The sequence below is a fragment of the Dactylosporangium sp. CA-092794 genome (assembly GCF_050948465.1).
Classification (GTDB): domain Bacteria; phylum Actinomycetota; class Actinomycetes; order Mycobacteriales; family Micromonosporaceae; genus Dactylosporangium.
This window is the reverse complement of the sequence record NZ_CP192044.1, coordinates 5,767,560-5,785,034: the sequence shown is the minus strand read 5'-3', so window position 1 is coordinate 5,785,034 and position 17,475 is coordinate 5,767,560. Positions and strand designations below refer to the sequence as shown.

General features: G+C 68.4%; 15 protein-coding genes. 1 reads left to right on the top strand and 14 read right to left on the bottom strand.

Annotated features, from left to right (window positions below; translation table 11 throughout):
- Window positions 1-115: 115 nt before the first annotated feature.
- Window positions 116-1,354, bottom strand: coding sequence for a sulfotransferase family protein (locus tag ACQPXD_RS24915; RefSeq protein ID WP_432842504.1), 1,239 nt, complete (start codon window positions 1,352-1,354; stop codon window positions 116-118).
- 781 nt (window positions 1,355-2,135) lie between these two features.
- Between ACQPXD_RS24915 and ACQPXD_RS24910 the strand changes: the two genes are divergently transcribed.
- Window positions 2,136-3,623, top strand: coding sequence for an ArnT family glycosyltransferase (locus tag ACQPXD_RS24910; RefSeq protein ID WP_432842502.1), 1,488 nt, complete (start codon window positions 2,136-2,138; stop codon window positions 3,621-3,623).
- An 18-nt stretch (window positions 3,624-3,641) separates the two neighbouring features.
- Here ACQPXD_RS24910 and ACQPXD_RS24905 read toward each other — a convergent pair whose 3' ends face one another.
- From ACQPXD_RS24905 to ACQPXD_RS24845, 13 genes are all read right to left on the bottom strand, one after another.
- Window positions 3,642-4,460, bottom strand: a complete 819-nt coding sequence (locus ACQPXD_RS24905; RefSeq protein ID WP_432842500.1) for an SDR family oxidoreductase — start codon at window positions 4,458-4,460, stop codon at window positions 3,642-3,644.
- Window positions 4,457-5,698 (bottom strand): amidohydrolase family protein, encoded by a 1,242-nt coding sequence (locus ACQPXD_RS24900; protein ID WP_432842498.1) that lies wholly within the window; start codon window positions 5,696-5,698, stop codon window positions 4,457-4,459. The genes ACQPXD_RS24905 and ACQPXD_RS24900 overlap by 4 nt, the downstream gene beginning before the upstream one ends.
- Window positions 5,695-7,029: a M24 family metallopeptidase gene (locus ACQPXD_RS24895; RefSeq protein ID WP_432842496.1), complete on the bottom strand. Its 1,335-nt coding sequence runs from the start codon at window positions 7,027-7,029 to the stop codon at window positions 5,695-5,697. The genes ACQPXD_RS24900 and ACQPXD_RS24895 overlap by 4 nt, the downstream gene beginning before the upstream one ends.
- Window positions 7,026-7,811 carry a class II aldolase/adducin family protein gene (locus ACQPXD_RS24890; RefSeq protein ID WP_432842494.1) on the bottom strand — a complete coding sequence of 262 codons (786 nt, stop codon included), beginning with the start codon at window positions 7,809-7,811 and terminating at the stop codon, window positions 7,026-7,028. The genes ACQPXD_RS24895 and ACQPXD_RS24890 overlap by 4 nt, the downstream gene beginning before the upstream one ends.
- Window positions 7,804-8,973 carry a CaiB/BaiF CoA transferase family protein gene (locus ACQPXD_RS24885; RefSeq protein WP_432842492.1) on the bottom strand — a complete coding sequence of 390 codons (1,170 nt, stop codon included), beginning with the start codon at window positions 8,971-8,973 and terminating at the stop codon, window positions 7,804-7,806. Before ACQPXD_RS24885 ends, ACQPXD_RS24890 begins: the two co-directional genes overlap by 8 nt.
- A complete protein-coding gene (locus ACQPXD_RS24880; RefSeq protein ID WP_432842490.1) occupies window positions 8,970-9,914 on the bottom strand; it encodes a hydroxymethylglutaryl-CoA lyase in 945 nt (314 codons plus the stop codon). The genes ACQPXD_RS24885 and ACQPXD_RS24880 overlap by 4 nt, the downstream gene beginning before the upstream one ends.
- A 16-nt stretch (window positions 9,915-9,930) precedes the next feature.
- Entirely contained in the window at window positions 9,931-10,950 is a 1,020-nt protein-coding gene (locus tag ACQPXD_RS24875; RefSeq protein WP_432842488.1) for an FAS1-like dehydratase domain-containing protein, read from the bottom strand.
- The gene (locus tag ACQPXD_RS24870; RefSeq protein WP_432842486.1) at window positions 10,940-11,764 is read right to left on the bottom strand and encodes an ABC transporter ATP-binding protein; all 825 of its coding nucleotides are present in this window, start codon (window positions 11,762-11,764) and stop codon (window positions 10,940-10,942) included. The genes ACQPXD_RS24875 and ACQPXD_RS24870 overlap by 11 nt, the downstream gene beginning before the upstream one ends.
- A 1-nt stretch (window position 11,765) precedes the next feature.
- Complete coding sequence (locus tag ACQPXD_RS24865) at window positions 11,766-12,479, bottom strand: ABC transporter permease (RefSeq protein ID WP_432842484.1); 714 nt, start codon at window positions 12,477-12,479, stop codon at window positions 11,766-11,768.
- A gap of 137 nt (window positions 12,480-12,616) precedes the next feature.
- On the bottom strand, window positions 12,617-13,663 hold the full coding sequence (locus tag ACQPXD_RS24860; RefSeq protein WP_432842482.1) for an ABC transporter substrate-binding protein: 1,047 nt from the start codon (window positions 13,661-13,663) through the stop codon (window positions 12,617-12,619).
- Window positions 13,664-13,786: 123 nt separating this feature from the next.
- Window positions 13,787-15,037, bottom strand: coding sequence for an amidohydrolase family protein (locus ACQPXD_RS24855; protein ID WP_432842480.1), 1,251 nt, complete (start codon window positions 15,035-15,037; stop codon window positions 13,787-13,789).
- Between the two features lie 23 nt (window positions 15,038-15,060).
- Window positions 15,061-16,059, bottom strand: a complete 999-nt coding sequence (locus ACQPXD_RS24850; protein WP_432842478.1) for an amidohydrolase family protein — start codon at window positions 16,057-16,059, stop codon at window positions 15,061-15,063.
- A 48-nt stretch (window positions 16,060-16,107) separates the two neighbouring features.
- On the bottom strand, window positions 16,108-17,316 hold the full coding sequence (locus ACQPXD_RS24845; protein ID WP_432842476.1) for a 3-hydroxybenzoate 6-monooxygenase: 1,209 nt from the start codon (window positions 17,314-17,316) through the stop codon (window positions 16,108-16,110).
- Window positions 17,317-17,475: the final 159 nt, after the last annotated feature.

The following is a 17,475-nucleotide window of genomic DNA, read 5'->3' as shown; positions in this document are numbered from 1 at the left end:
CGGGATCCTCAATGAGCTGATGAGACCCGCGCGCGGGGCACGAGGAACGCACACAAGCAATGGGTCCGGACCGGACGCGCCCCCGCCGGCGTCCGGTGCGGCAGTCGCGGATCGGCTAGTCCCCTTCGGCCGGGACGTCGAACCGGTCGTAGTAGAACTTGAACCGCTCCCGCAGCGCCGTTTTCTCCAGCCCGAAGTCGGCGAGCGTAAACTTCTGCCGACTGCGATGCTGGTCGGTCCGGCCAGCGTATTCGCGCATCGCGGTCACGGCGGCCGCGTCCGGTTCCCGGCCGGCCGCGGCGGAGATCCGGGCGACCGTGCCCATCGGGTCGCCGGTGAGATCGGCGAATGCCACATCGACGAAGCGGTCGGCCTGCGCGACTCCTTCGGCACTGTCCCGGTAGTCGACCATCGAGCGCAGGGCGCGCTCGATGAAGTCGACGGCGAGCGCGCCGAACCAGTTCGGGTCCGGGCGGCGCAGCATCGGGCCGTAGGCGAAGATGTCCAGCGCCGCCAGCGACGTGATGCTGGCAATCGGGTCGCGGTGGGTCAGCACCACGTTCGCGTCGTCGAAGACGGCCAGCAGCGGCCGGAGCATCTCCAGGTGCGACGGGCACTTCAGCAGCCAGCGGCCGCCGGGTGTCCGGCCGCCCTGCATCGCCTGGAGGAACTGCCGCAGCTGCCGGTAGGCGCCGGTGTGGTCGGCGGACAGATACCAGCGGGTGTAGGCCGGGTAGTGTCCCGAGCCGAGCGACGCCGCGGCGTGCCCGGCCGCCATGATCTGCAGTTCCTCCTCCGGCTCCTCGTTCTCCGTCGGATGGATGTCGTGGACGTTGGGGGCCAGCCGCCGCGCGGTGCGCAGCAGGCGTTCACCGGCCTTGATCCGCGGGTCGGGCTCGCCGCCGCGCGGCCCCGGGCCGGCCGGGATCGGGTTGACCAGCTCCCAGAAGGGCAGCGTGTACCAGGCTTTGTCCCGCGACATGAGCCGCTGCAGGAAGGTCGTGCCGGATCGCGGCATGCCGGCCACGAACAGCGGTGCGGTCACCGGCCGGGTGAACAGCTCGGGCCGGCGCGCGATGAGGTCGACCAGCCGCAGCCGGGTGCTCATGGTATTCACGAACTGCGTGCCCACCGCGATCCGGCCGATCGCGCTGAGGTCCGTCTCCGTGTTGATCGACTCGCAGAGGATCTCCAGCGGCTCGTCGAGCGGCGCGGTGTCGCCGAAGTCGGTCAGCCCGGTCTTGGCCTGGGCCCGCCGCTTGAGTCTCGCCGCGTCGAGAGGGCGCCGGGCCGCGAACGGCCGGACCGCGCGCTCGACCGAGCGCATCAGCAGAGGTGGGCGGAAATCGCGCACGGCGGTACTTGTATCGGCGGGACGAGCCATCGACTGTTCCCTTTCGACGTGATTCAGGGCCGACGAGGAAATCGGACGTCGATTGATGCGACAGCTGACGGAAATGGCATCCTGTGGACCATATTCCGGAGCGTGATGTTGATCTCGCTGGGATAGACCGAGTCTTATGTTCGCCCCGGACCCGGACAAGGCACGACCGGCAAGACTTGAGGAAACCTTGAGAAACCCGGGATTAGACGGAAACTACCGAGCGTCAGCAGCATGCCGGCCGCGTAACAATTGTGTTTCTCAATGGATCTTGCAATTCCCCGCCGCCGAGCATGAATTTGCAAGCACCTATGGGCACGTCAAGGCCCACCACCACGGTCCGGCGGGACACCGGGGCCGGGGGCGACCGCGCCGCCGGCGAAGGTCGCGATGCCGGTTCGAGGTATCTGTTGGTAATCGGCCCTCAACCCGGCTCAACCGGACTCAGCCGGGCACAGACGGGCACGATCGGGCACGATCTCGCCGCGACACGGTCCACCTATAGAGGGCGATTTCCGGGCAGAGCGTGCATACATCTCTAACCGGACATGACGGCGCAATGAGAATGCGGTTGTTCATCCGTTGCGAGTCGTATCGCACGTGCCGGTCGACGGTCCCGCATCATTGCGCGAACCCCGCGCCTCGGGGCGGCTTGCCGAACCGTTACACGGGCGTGTCCTTCCGCGCCTTGCATCATCCGGCCCGGCTGCGATCATATCGATGGTTATTTCGATCGTTTGGGACGGAGTTCGCCTTGCCCCGAATCATCGCCGCACTCTTCGTCGCCATCGAGCTCGCACTCAGCGGCCGTTACGGATTCTTCCCGGACGAGCTGTACTTCATCCAGGCCGGTCGGCACCCCGCGTTCGGGTACGTCGACCAGCCGCCGCTGGTGCCACTGCTCAGCCGCATCACCGACCTCCTGGGCCCGCACCCGGCCGCGGTCCGCATCATCCCGGCCCTGGCCGGCGCCGCGACCGTGCTCATCGCGGCCCGGCTCGCGGCGCTGTTCGGCGGCGGCCCGGCGGCCCGGACCCTGGCCGCCCTGACCACCGCCTGCGCCCCGTTCGTGTTCGCGCTGGCCCATCTCGGCATCACCGAGACCCTCGACCTGCTCGCCTGGGCGGCGGTGCTCCTCCTCGTCAGCGAGGCGATCCTGCTCGACCGGCCGCGGCGCTGGCTCGGCGCCGGAGCCGCCGCCGGCCTCGGGCTGCAGACCAACAACCTGGTGCTCCTGCTGCTGCTCGCGCTCACCGCCGGCCTGCTGAGCACACCCCGCGGCCGGGCCGAACTGCGCACCCGCTGGCCCTGGCTCGGCGCCGCGATCGCCGCGCTGATCTGGCTGCCCAACGTCCTCTGGCAGGCCACGCACGGCTGGCCGCAACTGGCCATGGCCGCCGCCCTGCACCAGCAGCACAGCACCGTGGCCAGCTACATCGGGGCGGTGCCGGCCCAGGTGTTCTATGCGGGGGTACCGGTGGCGCCGCTGCTCGTCGCCGGGTACGTGAGCCTTTGGCGCCGCCCGGAACTGCGGTTCCTCGGCATCGCCGCGACGCTGCTGGTGGTGTACGTGATCGCCTGGATCCCCGGCAAGCCGTACTACGCGGAGGGCACCGCACCGGTCGTCCTCGCCGCCGCGGCCGTGGCCGCCGAGCGCTGGGTCACCCGCGGTTCCCGGCCCCGGCTGCGGCGCGCCGCCGTGATCGCCGCACCCCTGCTCGCCGCCGCCGTCACCATCCCGGCCGTCCTGCCCGTCCTGCCGCCCGAGCGGCTGCACTCGATCGCCGGCCTGAACCGGGTGACCACCGCCGACACCGTCGGCTGGCCCGGCTACACCCGCGCGGTCGCCGCCGAGGTGGCCGCGCTGGCCGCGGCCGGTCGGCCGCCGACGTCCATCTTCACCGCCAACTACGGCGAGGCCGCCGCGCTCGAGGTGCTTGGCGACGCCGAAACGCTGCCGCCGGTCCTGTCGGGGCACAACCACTACTGGCTGTGGGGTCCGGGCACCGCGTCCAACGAGACGGTGCTGGTCGTGGACGCGCTGGACGAGTTGCGGGCGTACTTCGCCGACTGCCACCAGACCACCACGTACCAGGTCCCGGACGAGGTCCCGAGCGACTTCGCCGAAATCCCGATCGGCGTGTGCACCGGCCCGACCGCCGGCTGGCCGGCGCTCTGGCCAAACCTGCGACACTACGGAGGCATCCTGTCCACCGGCACGAAGGACCGCCGTCAGCCGTGACGACCGGCCTCGAGTCCGCTAGCCCGCACGATCGGTGCCGTGGGCGATCTCCCGTTGATCATCGAGCTCGTGCAGTCGCCTGGCGAGCGCGTCTCGCGCCAGCCTGTATGCGTCGGAACCCAGCAGCAGACGCCTCGGCGGGTCGTCCATCGCCGCCACGTCGAGAATGAGGTCGACCAGGAGCCGGGTGTCTCCCGGCATCTCCTGCTCGTTGCCGGGAGCGCGAGGAATGAGCGGATGCGACGCGTATGCGGGATGGGCGGCGCTGCGATCGGCGGCGGTATAGAAGCCCGTGGCGAACCGGCCCGGTGCGAGGACCGTCGTGCTGATGCCGAACGGCTTCACCTCGTCGTGGAGAGCCTCGTAGAAGCCTTCCACTCCCCACTTGGTGGCGTGGTACATCGCAAAGCCCGGACGGCCGAAGTGACCAGCCATGCTGGACATCTGGATGATGCGGCCGCCACCCTGCTCGCGAAGCAACGGCAGCGCCGAGCGGGCCACGTTGATCGACCCGGTGAGGTTGGTGGCGACGATCCCCTCGACCTGTTCGTCGGACAGCTCCTCCACCGCCGCGTAGACGCCGTATCCAGCATTCGACAGCACGACATCGATGCGCCCGAAGGTGTCGAAGGCATGGCGGACGACGTCACGTACCTCCGCCGCCTGCCGCACGTCGAGACGGCCGGCCCACAGCTTTTCGCCGTATCTCGCGCTCAGCTCGGCCATCGAGTCCGGGTCACGCACCGCGGCGGCGACCGCGTCTCCGCGGGCCAGCAGGGCTTCCGTGACCATTCGGCCGATCCCGCGGGAGGCTCCGGTGATGAACCAGGCGCTCATGCGTGCACCTCGGGTGTCATGGCCACGCCGGAGCGCCAGACCTGCCGGATATTCAGGGTGTCGTCCAGGTTCACGGTGGGATCTCCGGCCACGAGAACGAGATCGGCGCGCAGACCCTCGGCGATCCGCCCGCGATCGAGCAGCGAGAACCGCCGGGCCGGCGTCGACGTCGCCGACCGAAGCGCCTGGACGGGCGAGAGCCCGGCGTCGCCGAGCAGCCGGAGTTCATGGTGCACGCTGGCGCCGTGCGCGACGCCGCCGACGCGTGGCGACGCATCGGTGCCGGCGAGCAGGTCCACGCCCGCCGCGTGCAGCTGCGCGACAGCGTGCAGGACATCGACGAAGTCGCCCTGCGGGAACGTATCGAATGCGGCGTGCAACAACGTCAGTGCGTGTTTGCCCAGCCGGTCGGCCACTCGCCGGTCGGCGGCCAGCTCGGCGGCGCTGCCACCGAGGATGGAGGCGTTGAGCACGAGACATGGCACGACGAAGACGCCACGAGCCGCGATCAGCGCCGCCAGTTCGGGTGGGCAGGGTTCGTCGATGAACAGGTGGGTCAGCCCGTCGACCCCGGCCTCGACCGCGGTCGTCGCGGCGCGGACCGTCAGTGCGTGTGCGACCACGATCAGGCCGAGGGCATGGGCCGCCTGGACGGCCGCGCGTGCCACGTCGGGCGGGAGCACCGGCAGACCCGGCGTCCCGAGCACCGCACCGTCCTCGATCATGATCTTGACGTAGTCGGACCCGGTGCGGGCGAGGTGGCCGACCATCCGCTCGGCGTCCCGAACGGTGTCGACGAACGGCGGCAGATACTCCTCGCCGTTGACCGCGAGGTCTCCGACGCCTGGGTACCGATGCTCAGGGAACCAATGACTTGGATGACCACCGCGCCTCGTGATGCCGAAGCCCGCGCTGCGCAGGTCCGCGAGGTCATGCCGATCTCGAATCGCCGCCCGCTGCTGCGCCGTCCAGTGCCCTTGCATCTCGAGTTCCGTGGTGACGCCGAACATCAGGGCCTCGCGCAGGCCCTCGACACTGGTGTGCACGTGAGCATCGATGAATCCGGGCATCAACGTGCATCCGCCGGCCGGCACGGTTGTGCCGCCGCCGGCGGCGGGCCCACCACTGTGGACGGCAACGATCCGGCCGCCGGCGAGTTCGACCGTCAGGCCGTCCTGGGCTGCGAATCCGTCGAAGACTCGTGCGCCGACGATCGCCGTCGGCACAGCATCGGTCATGGTCGCACATGCCCGAGTTCGCGAGGGGTGTTGACGAGACACTCCGCGCGATCAGGCCGGACGATCATGAAGTCTGCCAGCATGCAGCCGACGTCCGGCTTCCAGGTCGAGTCGTGCAGGTCGATGTTGTTGCCGAAGGCCATGCCCTGCTCGAGGACGAAGTCGCCGATCTGATCGCCGTTGAAGATGTTGCCGCCGAACCCCTCTTCATAGATCACCGTGGGGAACTCCGGTGAGCCCAGGCCCATCGCATGGAAGCCCAGTTCCACGAAGTCGAGCCTGGCCCGCTTCGCGGGCTCCCGGATCATCTGCCATGCCTCCCTGAGTGTCCGGCCGGCCGTGAGGGCCTGCTGGCTGACTTCGAGCGTCTCGACCGAGACCTCCCAGATCCGTTGGATGGGTGCCGGAACGCGTTCGCCGAAGTAGACCGTGTACTCGGTGTGGCATCGGTAGCCGGCGTACCTCGTGTGGAATTCGGCGATCACGAGGTCACCGGGTTCGATCGGCCGGGTGGTCGGGCTGCCGGGTTGCTCCACTCCGTGCAACAGGTGCCACAACTCTTCGCCGGGGTGATCAACCGGTCCGGATGCCAGCATGTTGAAGACATTCGGCTCGGCGCCGTTGGCGATCTGGGTACGGATCATCTCCGCGTAGACCTCGGCTTCGGTGACCCCCGGCCGGACCGATTCCACCATGGCATCGACGACCTTGCGGGCGATCCGACCGGCGCGGCGGAGCATGCCGATCTCCTCGTCGCTCTTCACCAGGCGCATTTCCGTCAGCATGTTCGTCGCCGGAACGAGGGTCGCGTCGGGGAGATGGTGCTCCATCGCTTCCAGTTCGCTGTGCAGCAGGGTGCCGCCCGGCAGCGTCGTCGACCCGTAGGAGACCAGCCCGAGCCGGCCGCGGTCGAGGCCGCGACGGCGTAGCTCTGCCGCTATCGCAGCTACTCCCCCGGCGTCACGGATGTCATCCGTCCAGTCCTGAACGGCGTTGGCGATGCTGGTCGGGCGGTTCATGTGCGGCAGGCCGTACCAGATGGTCGCCTCGCCGTCGAGGGGCAGGAGTCCGTATCCACCGGAGTTGGAGTCGAACCCGAACACGTAGCGGATGTTGCCCATCCCTTGGCCCCAGTAGATGTCGTTGCCGAAGAACACCAAGGCGTCCAGGCCGGCCAGGAGCATCTTTTTCCGCAGTTGGTCCCGCCGTCGATCGCGCTCGGCCAGCGACAGGTGCGGTACGTGCGGAAAGAGCGCCTTCGTCGCCCGCGCGTCGGGGCTGAGCGGCACCCGGGTGGGCGGAAAGGGAGGGATCGTCGCCGGTTTGGTCACTCGAGCTCCAAAGGGTTGCCGTCGTTGCGGGGAGATGGGCCGTGACCGTGCCTGCGGGAGATTGCCCGGGCCAGCCAGTAGTCCCAACCGCGCCGGACGGCAGGGCCATCCGGGTCCCAGGACGAGCCGGGAGGTCCGTCGCCGCGCGCGAGGCATTCACCCTTCGACAGCGTGGTGATCGGGCCGCCCAGTTGATGCGCCGCCAGGAGCACACGTGCGTTGACGGCGACGTCGATCGCGGTGCCGACGGTGCGGACGACGGTCGCGCCGGCCAGCGCGTAGCCGTGTCCGCGCATGAGGACCATCGCGTTACCGCCCAGGCGGCCGGCCAGATCGCGGCCCTGGTCCAGGTTCGTCACCAGGAGATCGGTGTCGCCGAACCGGGTCCGGATGTCCCACTTCGCAACGGCGCCACCCAGCGCGCTGGCGTTGTGGAAGACGGGCACGAATGGCGTCTCGGTGACCGTGAACGGGAGCACGGCCTCCGTGTGGGCGTGCAGGACGCACTGAACCTCCGGTCGTGCCTCGTAGATGGCGCCGTGGATGAAGCGCTCGAGGTAGGGAGGCCGGTCGTCAGTGCCGTCGACGACATTCCCGTCCAGGTTGAAGCGCATGATGTCGTCGCGCTGGACGTGTTCCGCGCTTCGCGATCGAGACTGGTAGAAGGTCCCCGGGTCCTGCCGGCTCCGGACGCTGACATGACCGTAGGCGTCGAGCACACCCTGGTTCGCCAGGATCCAGTTGGCGTGGACGAGATCCTCTTGAAGCTGCTCGTCATTCACTCAATTTCTCCCACTCCTCATCGGTGAGCAACGGACGCAGGACGGCGGCGGTGTGCTCGCCGAGCCGGGGAGCGGGCGAGCGCACCGCGCCGGGCGAAGCCGTCAACCGGGGTACCACGTCGTGCATGAGTACGCCCGGCTCGCCCGCGCGGTCGGGCGCCCGGGTCAGCACGCGCCGGGTCCGGAAGAACTCACTGCCGACAAGGCTTGCGATGTCATCGACCGCGCACGCCGTGACACCCGCCTCGTCCAACTCGCCCAGCGCCTCGGCGGTGCTCCTGGCCGCGAAATAGGCGCCGATGGCCGCGTCGAGCGCGTCGATGTGGGCCAGCCGCGCGGCGTTGGTGGCGAAGCGAGGGTCTTCGGCGAGTTCGGGCGTCGCCATCGCGACCGCCAGCCGCTCGAACATCGACTGCGTTGTGGCCGAGAGCGCCACCCACCCGCCATCGCGAGCGCGGTAGATGTTGCGCGGGGCCGAGATGGGAGACCGGTTGCCCGATCGCTGCGGCACTTGACCGGTTGCCTCGTGGATCGCCGCTACCGGGCCCATGATGGAGAACAGCGCATCGAAGAGCGACAGGTCCACCAACTGGCCCTGGCCGGTGCTCGCGGCGTGCCGTAAGGCGAGCGTGACCGCGTAGGCTCCGTAGACTCCGGCGACCATGTCCGCCAGCGCGAGCGGGGGCAGGACGGGCTCCCGGTCGGGGAAGCCGTTGGAGGCCGCGAACCCGGACTTGGCCTCGACCAGGGTGCCGAAGCCGGGACGGTCGGAGAGCGAACCGGTCTGGCCCCACCCGGAGATGGGCAGATACACCAGGTTGGGTCGACGTTCGCGCAGCACGTCCCAACCCAACCCGAGTTGGTTCAGCGTGCCGGGGCGGAAACTCTCCACCAGCACGTCGGCGGTGTCCACCATGCGCAGCAGCGCGGCACGCCCCGGTTCCGACTTCAGGTCGAGGGTCACGCTCTTCTTGTTGCGGCCGTACACCTGCCAGTACAGCTCGCGTCCGCCGACCTTCCAGCCGCGCAGCGTGTCGCCTACCCGCGGTCGTTCGACCTTGACCACTTCCGCGCCGAAATCCGCCAGCAGCATCGTGAGCATGTTGCCCGCGATGAGCCGCGACATGTCCAGGATTCGCACACCGTCGAGCGGTCCGCTCATGACGCGACCAACCCGGCCCCGGCCGCCAGCAGTCTGGACGGCAGCGGATGTGCCACGATCTCCTGGGCCGTGCGTGCACACTCGATCATGGCGTCCAGGTCGATGCCGGTGGTCACCCCCATGCGCTCGCACATGAACACGACGTCTTCGGTCGCCACGTTGCCGGCGGCCACGCCCGCGAACGGGCAGCCGCCGAGGCCGCCGACCGAGGTGTCGAACCGGCGTACACCGCTCTCCATCGCCGCGTAGAGGTTGGCCATCCCCGTGCCACGGGTGTCGTGCAGATGCAGCGAGAGATCGATGTCCGGCACCGCCGCCCGCACGGCGGCGACCGCGCGGCGTATCGCCATCGGGTCGGCCCAGCCCATGGTGTCGGCCAGTTGCAGCCGCAGGAGCTCGGACCCGTTCTCCTCGCAGATCTGCGCGATCTGCTCCACCAGCTGTATGACGCGCCGCAGGGGCACGTCACCTTCGTAGTTGCAGCCGAACGCGGCCATGATCACTCCGGAGTCGACGGGGATGCCGTGCGCGCGATACAGCTCGACCGACTCGCGCTGCATGAGCACATCCTCGTCGTGGCCGCGATTCTGGTTGCGCCGCGAGAACGTCTCGCTCGCCGTGAACATGATCCGGCCCTCGATCTGGTACCGGCCGGCCTCGATGGCACGCTGGAGGCCTCTGGCGTTGAGATAGATCGCGGCAAAGGTGACGCCCGCAACCTCGGGAAGCCCTCGCGTGACCTGGTCCGCATCGGCCATCTGCGGCACGGCACGGGGACTCACGAAGGAGGTCGCCTCGATCGAGCGGACGCCGGTGCGCGTCAGGGCGGTGATCAGGCGAAGCTTGTCATCGACCGAGATGAAGTCGGGACGGCCGATCCCCTCATACTGAAATCCTTCGCGGGGCCCGACCTCGTGGAGATCGACAGCGTCGACGGACATGGAGCCTTCGCCCTTCTCAGCGGTACACGTATGTTTGGCGGCTGCGCAGCAACAGGGCCCCGCGGTTCACCGCCCGGTACTCGGTGTCGACCTTGACGAACACCATCGGGCCCGAGCGGCCGGCCTTCTCGCGCAGGTCACTGATCGAACTCGTGGACTGCAACATGTCGCCGATACGTGCGAGGTCGAACACCTGCACCTGGTTGCCGCCGTTCAGCAGCCGCGGCAGGCCCACATCCAGGGGCGGTAGTCCGTGCTTGGTGATGACGTCGCCGGCGCCGTCGCTGTCCGGGACCTCGATGGCGAGCCGGAGCGGATCGGGCTGTCCCGCGTGCCGGCGATGGATGTGCAGCGGGAACAGGGGCGGGGCCACGACGGACTCGAAACCGGCGTCCGCGGCCCGGGCGGGGTCGTAGTAGGCAGGATCGTCATCCATGATCGCCTGCGCGATCCGGCGAACCGCGCCCGCGTCCACCGGCTCGGGCGCCGACACCGGCGTCCCGGGAACGCCGATCCGGGTCAGCATGCCTGCCGACACGTACTCGCCGGCCTGACGTCCGTGGGGGTCGACCGCGGGCAGCTGCCGCCCGGCCAGAGCCGTGCGGGCCACCCGCGCCGGAACACCTGGCCCCGGCAGGACCACGACGGCGGTCCCGGTGGTCGAGTGCTCACCCCGCTGGTTGCGCATCCCGATGACGCACTGCGCCACCCGGACGTCGTCATGCTCCTGCCAGCCGGTCGTCTCACCGAAGGCGGTGATGGTGTCGCCGCGCAGGTCGGCCGACCGGTACTGGAACTCGAGCTCCGCCACCCAACCGCTCGGCCCGGCCCAGTCCTTCAGGAGCTGGACCAGCACGTGCTGCTTCCAGGAGCCGTTGACGAGCAGGTCAGGAAGCCCGTCGTGGTCGACCGCGAAGGGGCGGTCGTAATGGATTCTGTGCCAGTTCTCGATCGCCGCGGACCACCGCATCAGGTGCTGGGTGGTCATCGGCCCTTTCACCAGTGGCCGCATGCGGGTGCCGAGCTCACTTGGCATCCGAGACCTCCCCCACCGAGATGTGGTGCCAGAGGACGTCCACGTGCTGCTGGAACGTCGCGGTCCGGGCCAGCTCCCGCGGGTCCGAACGGTCGCCGAGGTCGTTGATCTCCTCGACGTGGACCGCGTGTGACGGCCTGCCGCCCAGCACGATGACCCGATCGCCGAGGAGCACCGCCTCCTCGAGGTCGTGGGTGATGAACACGGCCGTTGCCGGTTGCTCCTGGGACTGCCGCCACCGCACCAGTTCGCCTTGCAGCAGGGTGCGGCTCTGCGCATCGAGCGCGCCGAACGGTTCATCGAGGAGCAAGAGGGCCGGCTGGCACGCCAGCGCCCGGGCGACCTGGACGCGCTTGCGCATGCCACCGGACAAACTGTTCGGCCGAAGGTGGTCGACCCCCTCCAGCCCGACGAGTCGCAGGACCTCGCGGGCGGCCGCGCGACGTTCGCGGCGGCGCATCCCCTGCATCTCCAGACCGAGCGTGACGTTGCCGAGCACGGTCCGCCACGGCAACAGACTGTCCCGCTGGGTGATGTAACCCAGCCGACCGGCCCCCTTCGCCTCGGAATGGTTGACCGTGATCGTGCCGCCATCCGGCTCGAGCAAGCCGGCGATGATGTTCAGCACCGTCGACTTTCCGCATCCGCTCGGGCCGACAACGCACACCATCTCCCCGCGCCGGACGCTGAAGCTGATGTCCTCGAGCGCTTTGCGGCACTCGTACTTCTTGCTGATGAAGGTCTTCGAGATGTTCTCCAGGACCAGCACGTTGTCCGGTTGGGGCCCGCCTTGCGCGTTCGCCTGGCCGGTCATCTCAAATGTTGCCGACAAGGCCCCGTCCCTTCGCCAGGCTTTCGACGTACGAGAACAAGCTGTCCACCACGATCGCGGTCACGGTGAGGGTCAGGACGCCCACCAGGACCCCGGTCACGTCGAAGGCGTCGCCCGAGGTGGTCACCATGTGTCCGATGCCCTCGCTCGAGGCGACCATCTCCCCCAGCAGCGCCCCGATGAGCGCCAGCGGAAAGGACACCCGCAGGCCGGTCAGCACCCAGGCGAAGACCGCGGGCAGGACGATCACGCGCACGATCCGCAGCCGCGAGGCGCCCATCAACCTGAGCGAGTTCGTCAGGTCGGCGCTGACGTTGGTCAGGCCCGACCAGGTTGTGTAGATCACGAGAAAGACGACGAACAGGAATGACAGCCAAACCTTCAACTCGACCCCGATGCCGAACCACACGACGAGCAGCGGAGCGAGTACCACCTTGGGCACGGCATACAGCCCGCTGACGAAGGGCCCCAAGATCCGCGCGACGAGCAGCGACGAGCCGAGCAGGATCCCGACGATCACCCCGGCAGCGGTTCCGACGACGAAGCCGGCGGACGCCTCGCGCAGCGTCACAGCCAGGTTGCTCAGCAGCGAGCCGTCCTTCAGCCACGCCCAGGTTCGTTCGGCGATGAGCACCGGGCTGGACACGTTGAGCACGCCGAACGCGCGGCCGCCCACGGTCTGCCACAGCACGAGCATCGCCGCGAGCGTCGCCAGGCGAGCCAGCACCACGACCCACGTCTGCGTCCGTCGCTGGCGACGGATACGCCTGATGAGCGTCTGCTGGGTCGGCGTCTCGAGGACACCTCGTTCGGTACGTACGGCCGTCGTACTCATCAGCTGACCCGGCCGTTGGCGTACTGGGCGGCCTTGGTCGCGAAGTCGCTGGTGAACGTGGTGCTGAAGTCGATGTCGGCCGGCTTGCCGATGGCCGCGTCGAGCAGCGGCCTGGCCTTCTCGAACGCCTCGACGGTGCTCACCGGGTTGTCCGGCAGCGCGCCGGTCTTGGTCATCAGCGTGAGCTGGTCCTCCAGGAGGGCGAGTGGGTAGGACTCGAAGTTCTTCGTGCCGTGCATCAGCGCCGCGGCCTCTTTGGGGTGGAGGCTGATGTATCGCTGCGCCATCGCGATCGCATTCATGAACGCCTGCGTCTGGGCAGGATTCGACTTGACGTAGGCGGGAGCGGCCGAGTAAACGGTCGTCGTCGCTCCGGCGAAGGGCGGGAACTCGCCGGCGGTCAGGTTCGCCACCTCCTTGGCCTTGCCGGAGGAGATCGCCTGCTGCGGGAACGGGGCGCCGCTGACGAAGCCGTCGATGATTCCCTGGTCGAGCGAGGTGACGAGCGCGGACGAGTTCGTCAGCGTGACCAGCTTGACGTCGTCGGTGGTGAGTCCGGCGTAGCCGAGCATGGACTTGAGCGTGCTGCCGTCCTGTGAGGTCAGGCCGCGCACACCGAAGCTCATGCCCTTGAGCCGGGCAAGGCGGTCTTTGATCGGCATGCCGGGGTCGATGCTCGCGCGCTCGTAGGCCTTGTTCGACACGACCAGGGTGAGCGTGTTCTGACCGTCGTTGGAGCCGATGATGGTGACCGGCCGGCCGCTCAGGTCACTCTGCCAGTTCTGGACGGCAGCCACGAGGGCGAACTGAGCTCCGTTGTTCAATAACGCACTCATCGCCGTCGAAGGGTTCGACAGTAACTGAATGGTCGCCTCGAGCTTCTGGTCCTTGAAGTATCCCTTCGCCTCGGCGACGAACAGCGGTGCGTAGGTGATGTAGGCGCCGCTGGTCTCGATGGTCACCTGGTTCGACTCGTCGCTCGCACCGGCGGTTCCCGACGACGAGCAGGCGCTGAGGGCCAGCACCGACGCGGCTGCCGCCGCCACAACAGCCGTCAGCCGACGACGGCGCATACTTCTGCATGCACTGCTCATGCTCAGCCCGTGCCTTCCACGTTGACGTTGGATGAGGGGGTGTCCTGCGGGTTCGCGCGAAGCGCGGTGGGGTGTTCAGTGCTCTCCAAGCCCGTACAGGGCAATGGCGTTGGTGCGCATGACCCGGTCGGCGTACTCCTCGACCTCGGCGGCACCGATGACGTTGTCCTCACGCATCTCGGTGAGGGCCAGTGCGAGCGCTTCGCGTGCGGTCCGGTTCATGAGCCAGGCCTTCTCTTCCCAGCCGGACAGGTAGTTCGGGCGCGCGGGGGCGCCGCTGAGCACGGCCAGGGAGCGGTCGGAGTACGCGTCGGTGCCGAATACCACCTTCTCCGGAAACCACTCCAGGCCGGCCCGGATGATCTGCGCCAAGGCACGGGCGTAGAGATGGATGGTGGCGCACGAGATGTCGAGGTAGACGTTCTCGTGTGCCAGCGCCGCGATGGCTTGCGACTCGAACGGCCATCCCGCGTGCAGCAGGAGGAACTTGGTGCGCGGTGCGGCTGTGAAGGACTGCTCCAGCAGCAAGGGGTTGCTGCCGGCAGTGTCGAAGTGTGGCTTGGCGCCCAGTCCGGTGTGCACCTGCATCGGCAATTCGAGCTGACCCGCCGCGGCGGCGATGCGGTGAAAGAGATGGTCCTGCAGGGTACGCCGGGCTTCGGCGGTGATGTCGCCGGATGCGACGGCCCGCCGGTAGATGTCGGCGGCGGCCTCCGGCGAGACGGTGGAGAAGTCGATCGGACGGTAGTAGGCGGAATGGAACTTGATCGCTACCGCGCCTTCCCGCTTCCGTTGCTCCAGTTCCGCGACGACGACGGCGGCGATGTAGTCCTCAAGCGTCGCGGGAACGGTGTCGAGCCCGGCCCGTGACAGCACCCGGGCCAGCTCTCGTTCGTAGTTCGCGACGAGGTGCGGTGCCGGTGGCTCGCTACCGGTGACCGGCCACATGAGCCAGTCCGCGAAGGAGCACCACCGGAACCGCGGCGGCGGCAGCGTTTCGTCCGGCGCGTAGGCAACCGCGATCATCGTCTCGACGCCGACCTGGTCGAGAACCCAGGCGTTGTAGCCGTCCCCGAGCTTTGACTTCACGTCCTGCTTGCGGGCGATGAGCTCCCGCAGGTGGTCCGGCGCCGCGTCGTCGTGCTGGTACTGCCACAGTGCTTGCCAGGCCGCCACGTACTCGGGATTCGTCTGCCGCTGGCGTAAGGGAAGCGGGTGGTCGTACGGGCAGATCGGATGGGCGAGGTCAGGCTCGGGTTCAAGACCGAGCGGCAGCGGGTGGCCATGGTCGTCCACCGCGATGATCCCCTGGACCAGGTCCAGCACACCCGGGTCGGTTCGCGTCGCCATCATGCGTCCGCCTCGATGGCCTTGGCCAGCCGGGGGAAGAGCGACAGTGCGTTCTCCCGGTCCACCTGTGCCATCTCCGCCGCCGAGAAGACGCTTTGTTCGTCGAGGGCGGCTACCTCGTCGGCGACGAAGTTCTCGTAGGCGTATGGCCAGTCACTGCCGAACACGATGTGTGAGGTGTCGGTCAGGGACTTCAGGGCGCTGAGGTGATTCGCGGTCGGCGCCAGTGCGGTGTCGTAGTAGAACCGTCCGATGAGTTCCGTAACGGTCTGCGGGGCCACGGAACCGAGGCGGTCCACGAGCGCGGTGCGGTGCCGGTCGCGGAGGAAGCGCTCGGCGGCCGGCGGGTCCGACATCTGGTAGCTGGCGATCGCCGAGATACGCCAGGCTAAATGCGGCAGGGTCCCGCCCGCGTGGGCAAGGATGAACCGGATGTCCGGGAAACGGTCGAGTGCGTCCGCGAACATCAGGTTCACCGCGGCGCGGGTGGTGTCGAAGGGATACTCGACCAGGAAGTTCGGCACATTCAGGGCGACCGAGGACGTCGAGGGGTGCACGGTGGGGTGCACCAGCACCACGGCCGAGCGCTCGTTCAGGACCTCGAGCAGCGGGTCGAAGTCCGGGTGTCCGAGGTAGGTGCCTTGGTAGCTCGCCAGCAGGCAGACCCCGTCGAGCTTCAGGACGTCGAGTGCCCTGGCGGCTTCCTCGCAGGCGAAGTCGACGGCCGGCAGCGGTACTGTGGCGAAGGCTCCGAGCCTGGGATATTCGGCCGCATTCGCCGCTGCCTCGTCGTTGCACTCCTGCGCGAGGTCGCGCGCTCGCTTGTCGTCCCCGAGATGTGTCCCGGGGTGGGATAAGGAGGTCACGGCGGCAGCGATCCGGTGGCGGTCCATCACCTCCAGCGCGAGGTCCGGCGTCCACTCGGGCAGGCGCACGCCATCGCCCAGCGCCGCGCGAAGTTCCCTGCGGTAGCTGGCCAGAACCGAGTGGACGTGCACGTCGATCCGCGTGTGGTTGGTTATCGTCATCGATGCTCCTTCACGTAGTCAGGCTGTGGCGAGCTGGGGTTCCGGCGCCGGAGCATCGTTGTCGTAGTCGTACATCCACGACATGGCCGACCAGTGCTGCTCGGGCGTCCACCCACCGATGATCTGATCGCGCATCTCGGCCAGCACGCCCGACAGATGAAAGACATAGCCGTACAGCCTGGACGTGACCTGAGCCCGGGCGGTGCGCTGCAACCGGGCCGCCTCATACCTCGCAAAGGCCTGCGGGAGCTGCTCGCATCTGCGAAGCTCGGATGCGAGGCGAATCCCGTCCTCGACGGACATCGCCGCTCCCTGAGCGAGATACTGCAGCATCGGGTGCGCGGCATCGCCGACCAGAGCGACACGGCCGTGGCTCCAGCCCCGCTGCGGCTCCCGGTCGCAGAGCACCCAGTACTTCCAGGAGTCGATGCACTCGAGCAACCGGCGCACCTGGGCGCACTCGGCGCCGAAGTGCCGCCAGAGCTCATCCAGCTGGCCGGCCCGGTCGTAGCCCTCGACGTACCGGTCCGAATGGAAGACCGCGACGAGGTTGAGCAGCTCACCCCGGCGCAGCGGATAGGTCACCAGATGCGTTCGCGGCCCCAGCCACACGTTCATGTTCTCGGACCACAAGTCGGCCGGCACGTCCTGCGCCCGCAGCACCGCGCGGTAGGCGATGTGCCCGGAACGCTGTGGCTTGCCGTCCCCGATGACGTGCTCGCGGATGAGCGACCAGACCCCGTCGGCTCCCACCAGGACCGGCGCCTCGTACTGCTCGCCGCGGAGGGTGCTGACCTGGACGCGGTCCTCGCCGGACTCGATGTGGCCGACTTCGCTGTCGGTGTGCAGCTCGATGCGGGGATTGTCCGCGCAGGCATCGAGCAACGCCCGGTGGAGGTCGGCGCGGTGAATGAGCGCGTACTCGGCCCCGAACCGTTCCCGGAATCCCCCGTCGACCGGGACTCGCGTGATGCACTCCCCGGTCATGGCGTTGTTGAACACCAGGTTGGGCGGCAACCACGCCTCGGCCCGGACGCGTTCCCGCAGACCGAGCCGGTCCAGGGCCCGCATGAAGTTCGGGCCCAGCTGAATGCCGGCGCCGATCTCCGTGAACTCGGCAGCGCGCTCGAGGACCGTGGCTTCGTAGCCGTCTCGCGCGAGCGCCAACGCGGCGCCCAGGCCGCCGATGCCGCCACCCACGACCAGCAGTGGTTCCGGGAAGTCCATGCCAGACCCCTCCGATTCTGCATAACAGAATGTTGTTCCTTGAAGTAGCGGGAGCCTAACAGGGGATCCAGGGTGCGTCCATACTGAAGAACCGGATTCCGTAGGGCGCTTGACATGAGCGAGTCGCAACCCCAGGATTCCTCATCGAGGACTCCGATT